Origin of the sequence: Dactylosporangium sp. NPDC050688 (assembly GCF_040654515.1) — a bacterium.
Lineage (GTDB): Bacteria > Actinomycetota > Actinomycetes > Mycobacteriales > Micromonosporaceae > Dactylosporangium.
On sequence record NZ_JBFAIC010000020.1, the window covers coordinates 25,409 to 32,812 of the forward strand.

The following is a 7,404-nucleotide window of genomic DNA, read 5'->3' on the forward strand; positions in this document are numbered from 1 at the left end:
AAGGCGGAGGTGACGGCATGACCACGTTCGAGGCGCTGCAGAAGCGGGTGATCCGCAGGCCGCAGCAGCGGCACATCCCGGTCCTGGCGACCCTGGCGCTGCTGTGCGTGATGTACGGCGCCGGCGTCGTGCGGTACACCGGCTTCAGCGACACCCAGATCGTGCTCAACGTCTTCATCGACAACGGCTTCCTGCTCGTCGTCGGGGTCGGGATGACGTTCGTGATCCTGACCGGCGGCATCGACCTGTCGGTCGGCGCGGTCGTCGCGCTCACCACGATGATCTTCGCGTCGCTGGTGCGGGCCGGCTGGTCGCCGCTCGCGGTGCTGCCGGTGGTGCTGCTCACCGGCGCGCTGATCGGCCTGGCGATGGGCTGCATCATCCACTTCTTCGACATCCAGCCGTTCATCGCCACGCTCGCCGGCATGTTCCTGGCCCGCGGCCTGTGCTACGTCATCAGCACCGAGGCGATCCGGATCGACAACGCGCTGTGGACGTCCCTCGCCGACTACAAGATCCGCTTCGGCGGGTTCCACATCTCGTGGAGCGTCGTGATCTCGCTCGTCGCCGTGCTCATCGCGGCGTACGTGCTGGCGTACACGAGACTCGGCCGCAACATCTACGCGATCGGCGGCAACCAGCAGTCGGCGATGCTCATGGGCCTGCCCGTCGGGCGCACGAAGATCGCCGTCTACACCATCAGCGGCCTGTGCTCCGCGCTCGGCGGCGTGCTGCTGACCTTCTACACCTCCTCCGGCTACGGGCTGCACGCCCTCGGCATGGAGCTCGACGCGATCGCGGCCGTCGTCATCGGCGGGACCGTCCTCACCGGCGGCTCGGGCTTCCTGTTCGGCACCGTGCTCGGCGTCCTCGTGCTCGGCCTCATCCAGACCATCATCACGTTCGAGGGCACCCTCAGCTCGTGGTGGACCAAGATCGTCATCGGTGCGCTGCTGTTCGCGTTCATCGTGCTGCAGCGGGCCGTGGCGCGGAGAACAACATGACGCGATATGTAGTCGGGGTCGACTTCGGCACCCTGTCCGGCCGGGCCGTCGTGGTCCGGGTCGACGACGGGGCCGAGGTGGGCACCGCCGTCCACGAGTACCGGCACGGCGCGGTCGAGCGGACCCTGCCGGCCACCGGCGAGGCACTGCCGCCGCACTGGGCGCTGCAGATGCCCTCGGACTGGGTCGACGTACTGCGCCACGCCGTCCCCGCCGCGTTGGCCTCGGTCGAGGGCGGCCTGGACGCCACGCAGGTGGTCGGCATCGCCACCGACTTCACCGCGTGCACGTTCCTGCCGGTGCTCGCCGACGGTACCCCCCTCGGCGACCTCCTGCCGGACCGGCCGCACGCCTACCCGAAGCTGTGGAAGCACCACGCCGCGCAGCGCCAGGCGGACCGGATCAACCGCCTCGCCGAGGAGCGCGGCGAGGCGTGGCTGGCCCGCTACGGCGGCAAACTGTCGGCGGAGTGGCAGTTCGCGAAGGCCCTGCAGGTCCTGGAGGAGGACCCGGAGGTGTACGCGCGGGCCGAGCGCTTCATCGAGGCCGCCGACTGGATCGTGTGGCAGCTGACCGGCGTGGAGACCCGCAACGCCTGCACCGCCGGGTACAAGGGCGCGCACCAGGACGGCGGCTACCCGTCGCGGGACTACTTCGAGGCGCTGCACCCCGGCTTCGGCACGTTCCTGGACAAGGTCGACGGCCCGCTGGCACCGCTCGGCGGGCTCGCCGGCCGGCTCACCGCCGAGGCCGCCGAATGGACCGGGCTGCCGGAAGGGATCGCGGTCGCGGTCGGCAACGTCGACGCGCACGTGACCGCCCCGGCCGCCCAGGCGGTCGAGGCCGGGCAGCTGGTCGCCATCATGGGCACCTCCACGTGCCACGTGATGAGCGGCGCCACCCTCGCCGACGTGCCCGGCATGTGCGGCGTCGTCGCCGACGGGATCGTGCCCGGCCTGTACGGCTACGAGGCCGGCCAGTCCGGCGTCGGCGACATCTTCGGCTGGTTCGTCGAGACCCAGCTGGAGGCCGGCCTGACGCACGACGAGCTCACCGCGCGGGCCGCCGCCCAGCGGCCCGGCCAGCACGGCCTGGTCGCGCTGGACTGGCACAACGGCAACCGTTCGGTGCTCGTGGACCACCACCTGTCCGGCGTGGTCGTCGGGCAGACGCTGGCGACCCGGCCGGAGGACCAGTACCGGGCGCTGATCGAGGCGACCGCCTACGGCACCCGCACCATCGTGGAGACCCTCGAGGCGGCCGGCGTGCCGGTCACGGAGTTCATCGCCGCGGGCGGGCTGCTCAAGAACACGTTCCTCATGCAGGTGTACAGCGACGTGCTGCGCCGCCCGATCAGCGTCATCGACTCCGAGCAGGGCCCGGCGCTGGGCTCGGCGATCCACGCGGCGGTCGCCGCCGGGGAGTACCCGGACGTGCGGGCCGCCGCGGCCGCGATGGGCAAGGTCAAGCACGCGGTCTACACACCCGACCAGGCCGCCGCCGACGTCTACGACCGGCTCTACGCCGAGTACCGCCGGCTGCACGACTACTTCGGCCGCCCCGAGGCCGCCGGCGGCAACGAGGTCCTGCACCGGCTGCGGGAACTGCGCGAGGAGGTGGCCCGGTGATCGACCAGCTGCGGCAGGAGGTCTGCGACCTGCACGCGGAGCTGATCCGCTGGGGGCTGGTCACCTGGACCTCGGGCAACGTCTCGGCCCGCGTCCCCGGCGAGGACCTGCTCGTCATCAAGCCCTCCGGGGTCGGCTACCACCAGCTGACCCCGCAGAACATGGTGATCTGCGACCTGGAGGGCAAGCTCGTCGAGGGCGAGCACGCCCCGTCCAGCGACACCGAGGCGCACGCCTACGTGTACCGGCACATGCCGCACGTCGGCGGGGTCGTGCACACGCACAGCCCGTACGCGACGGCATGGGCGGCCCGCGGCGAGCCGATCCCGTGCTCGATCACGGCGATGGCCGACGAGTTCGGCGGTGACATCCCGGTCGGGCCGTTCGCCCTCATCGGCTCCGACGCCATCGGCCGCGGGATCGTCGAGACGCTGACCGGCCACCCGTCCCCGGCGGTGCTGATGCTGCAGCACGGCCCGTTCACCATCGGCCCCACCGCCAAGGCCGCGGTCAAGGCCGCGGTGATGTGTGAGGACGTCGCCAGAACCATGCACTACGCCCGGCAGCTCGGGACCGTCGACCGGCTGCCGGAGCAGGCCGTCGCGTCGCTGCACGACCGCTACCAGAACGTCTACGGCCAGCCGCAGGGCGGGCAGAGGAGCACATCATGACGCACGAGGTCTGGTTCCTGACCGGCAGCCAGGGGCTCTACGGCCCCGAGACGCTCGACCAGGTCGCGACCCAGTCGAGGCAGATCGCCGCGACGCTGGACGAGTCGCCGGACATCGCGGTGCGCGTGGTGTGGAAGCCGGTGCTGACCAGCGCCGGCGACATCCTGCGGGTGTGCCTGGAGGCCAACGCCGACCCGCAGGTCGTCGGCGTGGTCGCGTGGATGCACACGTTCTCCCCGGCGAAGATGTGGATCTCCGGCCTGGACGCGCTGCGCACGCCGCTGCTGCACCTGCACACGCAGGCCAACGTGGCGCTGCCGTGGGCCGACATCGACATGGACTTCATGAACCTGAACCAGGCCGCGCACGGCGACCGCGAGTTCGGCTACATCCAGTCCCGGCTCGGGGTGGCCCGCAAGACCGTCGCCGGGCACGTCACCGACCAGCGGGTCACCGCCCGCATCGGCGCCTGGGCCCGCGCGGCCGCCGGCTGGACCGAGATGCGCTCGCTGCGGCTGGCCCGCTTCGGCGACAACATGCGCGACGTCGCGGTGACCGAGGGCGACAAGGTCGAGGCGCAGCTGCGCTTCGGCGTCTCCGTCAACACCTACGGCGTCAACGACCTGGTGGAGGCCGTCGACGCGGCCGCCGACGCCGACGTGGACAGCCTGGTCAAGGAGTACCACGACACCTACCGGGTCTCCGCCGCGCTGAAGGCGGACCGGGCGGACTCGCTGCGCTACGCCGCCCGCATCGAGCTGGGCCTGCGCTCCTTCCTGGAGGCCGGCGGCTTCAAGGCCTTCACCACCAACTTCGAGGACCTCGGCGGGCTGCGCCAGCTGCCGGGCCTGGCGGTGCAGCGGCTCATGGCCGACGGGTACGGCTTCGGCGGCGAGGGCGACTGGAAGACCTCCGTCCTCGTGCGCACCCTCAAGGCGATGGCGCCGGGTGGGGGAACCTCGTTCATGGAGGACTACACCTACGACCTGACCCCGGGCAACGAGGTCATCCTCGGCGCCCACATGCTCGAGGTGTGCCCCAGCATCGCGCTGGACACCCCGTCGTGCGAGATCCACCCGCTCGGCATCGGCGGCCGCGAGGACCCGGTCCGGCTCGTCTTCGACGCCACCCCCGGCCCCGCCGTCGTGCTCGGCCTGGCCGACCTCGGCGAGCGCTTCCGCCTGGTGGCCAACGAGATCGACGTGGTCGCGCCGACCGCGCCGCTGCCGAAGCTGCCGGTCGCCCGCGCCGTCTGGAAGCCCCGGCCGGACCTGTCGACGTCGGCGGAGTCGTGGCTCACCGCCGGTGGCCCGCACCACACGGTGCTGTCGTTTGCCGTCGGTACCGAGGAGCTGCAGGACCTCGCCGACATGACGGGCACCGAGCTGCTGGTCATCGACGCGGACACGACGGTGCGGCAGTTCACCAAGGAGGTCCGCTGGAACCAGGCGTACCATCGCCTCGCGCGGGGGTTCTGAAAAGCGGCTGCGTTCCGTATGCGGAACTGGTGAGGTGGGTGCATGACCGTACGCATCAGGCACATCACCGTGGACTGCGCGAAGTGCTACGACCTGTCGCTGTTCTGGGCCGCCGTCACGGGTTTCCGCGAGAACCCTGACGACCCGAACCTCCCCGAGCACACCGAGGCCGCGATCGAGGCCCCGGACGGTTCCGCCGGGATGCTGTTCATCCAGGTCCCGGAGGGCAAGGCCGGCAAGAACCGGGTCCACCTGGACCTGCAGCCGACCGACGCCGGCCGGGACGAGGAGGTCGAGCGGATCCTCGGGCTGGGCGCGACCCTGGTCGCCGACTTCCGCAAGGACGACGGCACCGGCTGGGTCACCCTCGCCGACCCGGAGGGCAACGAGTTCTGCGTGGAGCGCAGCGCCGCCGAGCGCGCCGGGTCCTGATCCTGTCCCTGCGCCGTTTCTTGCGGGCGGCGCAGGGGCGGCCTGCCTTGCGGGGTGGCCTGCTTTTCTCCCGGTCGCGGGTTGCCTCGCGCTCGTTCAGGGGCAGCCGCGCGTCGTCGCTCGCGGGTTGCTTCACGCGCGTTCAGGGCGCACGATGCTGCCATGCAGCGCGCAGAGCACAGCCTCACCGGCGGTGGCGGGGCCCGCATCGTCTACGACGCCTGGACGCCGGACAGCGTCGACGGTGTCGTCGTGCTCTCCCACGGCATGGGGGAGCACGCCCGGCGCTACGACCACGTCGTGGCCCGCCTCGGCGAGCTCGGCCTGGCCGTCTACGCGCCCGACCACCGCGGCCACGGCCGTTCCGGCGGCCGGCGCATGTATGTGCGCAGCATCGACGAGTACACCGCCGACCTGCACCTGCTCTTCGGCGAGGTCGCGGCCCGCCACCCCGGCCAGGTCCCGTTCCTCATCGGGCACAGCATGGGCGCCATGATCGCGCTCGCCTACGCACTGGAGCACCAGGCGTCGCTGCGCGCCCTCGCCCTGTCCGGCACCCCGGTCGTGCCCGGCTCCGGCATCGGCCGGCCCGCCATCGCCGTGGCGAAGGTCCTCGGCCGGGTCGCGCCCGGCACGCCGGTGCAGGCCCTCGACTCGAAGTACATCTCCAAGGACCCGGCCGTCGTCGCCGCCTACGACGCCGACCCGCTGGTCTACCACGGCAAGGTCCCGGCCGGCGTCGGCGGCGCCATGCTCACCACGATGGCCGTGTTCCAGCGCCGGCTGCCGTCGCTGACGCTGCCGACGCTCGTGCTGCACGGCGCCGAGGACCGCCTCGTCGACCCCGCCGGCAGCCGCCTCATCGCCGACACCGCCGGCTCGGCCGACCTCACCCTGCACATCTACGACGGCCTGCACCACGAGGTCTTCAACGAGCCCGAGCGCGACCGCGTCCTCGACGACCTGGTCGCGTGGCTCAAGACGCACTGAACGCGCCTTCCGCAAAACCCCGCCGGACCTGCATGATCACCGCTATGTCGATGCGTGCCCGTCTCGGGACCAAGGTCGGTGCCGCGCTGCTCGTCCTGCCGCTGCTGCTCGGGTGCGGCTGCTGCGCGGGCCCGGGGCTGATCTTCGACGAGATCTTCGGCGGGCAGCGCCACACGTTCACCGAGCAGGACATCGCCGGCGACTGGACCAGCGACTGCGGTGGCACGGTGAGCATCCGCGCCGACGGCACCGCCACCGTCACCGACCTGCCGATCCACCGCGTCCGCGACGACGCCGGAGGGCTGCGCGAGACGAAGGCCGGCGGCGAGTACACCTGGCGGATCGTGCCGGAGTCCGGCGACACGGACCAGGAGGTGCGCTTCGCGACCCCGCAGTACGACGAGGAGGTCTTCAGCGCCCACGCGGAGCGCGACTGGACCGGCTTCGACAACCTCGAGTACTTCCTGTCCACCCCGAGCGAGCCGATCTACTGCGTGCTGAGCAGGTGACCCGCCGCCGCCCGGCGGAATGCGCGGGCGGCCCCGGCCGTTGCACTCCTGCATGAACGACGTCATGGCTGAGTACCGCAGGGGAGTCCTCTACTTCGACGCCGGCGACCCGGTTGAGGCCGCGAAGATCCTGTCCACCGTGCTGGACGAGGAGCCCGGCAACGCGGAGGTGCGGCTGTGGCTGGCCCGCGCCTACTTCGCCTCGGCGCAGCTGCACCGCGCCGAGACGCACCTGCGTGCCCTCGTGGACCGCGACCCGAGCGACCACTACGCTCACCACCTGCTCGGCCGCACCCTGGAGCGGCAGAACAAGCCCCGCGAGGCCCTGCCGTTCCTGCGCCTGGCCGCGGCGATGGCCACCGTCCCCGACTACGCCGACGCCGTCCGCCGGGTCGAGACCGCCCGCTGATCCGCCGGCCGCCCCGCTGCATCCGGGGCGGCCGTGCCGTTCAGGCCCCCGAGCGCCCGGACGCCGCCCGGGCCCCCCGGGGTCCGGGCGGCTCGGACGGCTCGCGCGGCAGCCCGGCGGCGGTCAGTGCGACCAGCACGAGCAGGGCGAACGCGGCCAGAGCGGCGTCCTGCAACCCGTCCCGCGCCCCGTCCCGCGCCCCGTCCCGCGCCCCGTCCCGCGCCCCGTCCCGCGCCCCGTCCCGCGCCCCGTCCCGCGCCCCGTCCCGCGCCCCGTCCCGCGT

General features: G+C 72.3%; 9 protein-coding genes. 8 read left to right on the plus strand and 1 reads right to left on the minus strand.

The genetic code is table 11. From position 1 onward, the window contains the following. The first annotated feature begins 17 nt into the window (after nt 1-17). The 8 genes from yjfF (at nt 18) to AB0H83_RS20680 (ending at nt 7,121) form a co-directional block, all read left to right on the plus strand. On the plus strand, nt 18-1,004 hold the full coding sequence (yjfF, locus tag AB0H83_RS20645) for a galactofuranose ABC transporter, permease protein YjfF (protein ID WP_360096033.1): 987 nt from the start codon (nt 18-20) through the stop codon (nt 1,002-1,004). Then, complete coding sequence (gene araB, locus AB0H83_RS20650) at nt 1,001-2,632, plus strand: ribulokinase (RefSeq protein ID WP_360096036.1); 1,632 nt, start codon at nt 1,001-1,003, stop codon at nt 2,630-2,632. Before yjfF ends, araB begins: the two co-directional genes overlap by 4 nt. Beyond that, on the plus strand, nt 2,629-3,303 hold the full coding sequence (locus tag AB0H83_RS20655) for an L-ribulose-5-phosphate 4-epimerase (RefSeq protein WP_360096039.1): 675 nt from the start codon (nt 2,629-2,631) through the stop codon (nt 3,301-3,303). The genes araB and AB0H83_RS20655 overlap by 4 nt, the downstream gene beginning before the upstream one ends. Continuing rightward, nucleotides 3,300-4,781 carry an L-arabinose isomerase gene (gene araA, locus AB0H83_RS20660; RefSeq protein ID WP_360096042.1) on the plus strand — a complete coding sequence of 494 codons (1,482 nt, stop codon included), beginning with the start codon at nt 3,300-3,302 and terminating at the stop codon, nt 4,779-4,781. Before AB0H83_RS20655 ends, araA begins: the two co-directional genes overlap by 4 nt. 42 nt (nt 4,782-4,823) lie before the next feature. Next, a complete protein-coding gene (locus AB0H83_RS20665) occupies nt 4,824-5,213 on the plus strand; it encodes a VOC family protein (RefSeq protein WP_360096045.1) in 390 nt (129 codons plus the stop codon). A gap of 162 nt (nt 5,214-5,375) precedes the next feature. Then, nucleotides 5,376-6,203, plus strand: a complete 828-nt coding sequence (locus tag AB0H83_RS20670) for a lysophospholipase (RefSeq protein WP_360096048.1) — start codon at nt 5,376-5,378, stop codon at nt 6,201-6,203. Nucleotides 6,204-6,247: 44 nt separating this feature from the next. Continuing rightward, nucleotides 6,248-6,712, plus strand: coding sequence for a hypothetical protein (locus AB0H83_RS20675; protein WP_360096051.1), 465 nt, complete (start codon nt 6,248-6,250; stop codon nt 6,710-6,712). A 52-nt stretch (nt 6,713-6,764) separates the two neighbouring features. Beyond that, complete coding sequence (locus tag AB0H83_RS20680; protein ID WP_360096054.1) at nt 6,765-7,121, plus strand: tetratricopeptide repeat protein; 357 nt, start codon at nt 6,765-6,767, stop codon at nt 7,119-7,121. 40 nt (nt 7,122-7,161) lie between these two features. Here the strand turns inward: AB0H83_RS20680 and AB0H83_RS20685 are convergent. Beyond that, on the minus strand, nt 7,162-7,404 hold a 243-nt coding region (locus AB0H83_RS20685; protein WP_360096057.1), incomplete at its 5' end, for a hypothetical protein.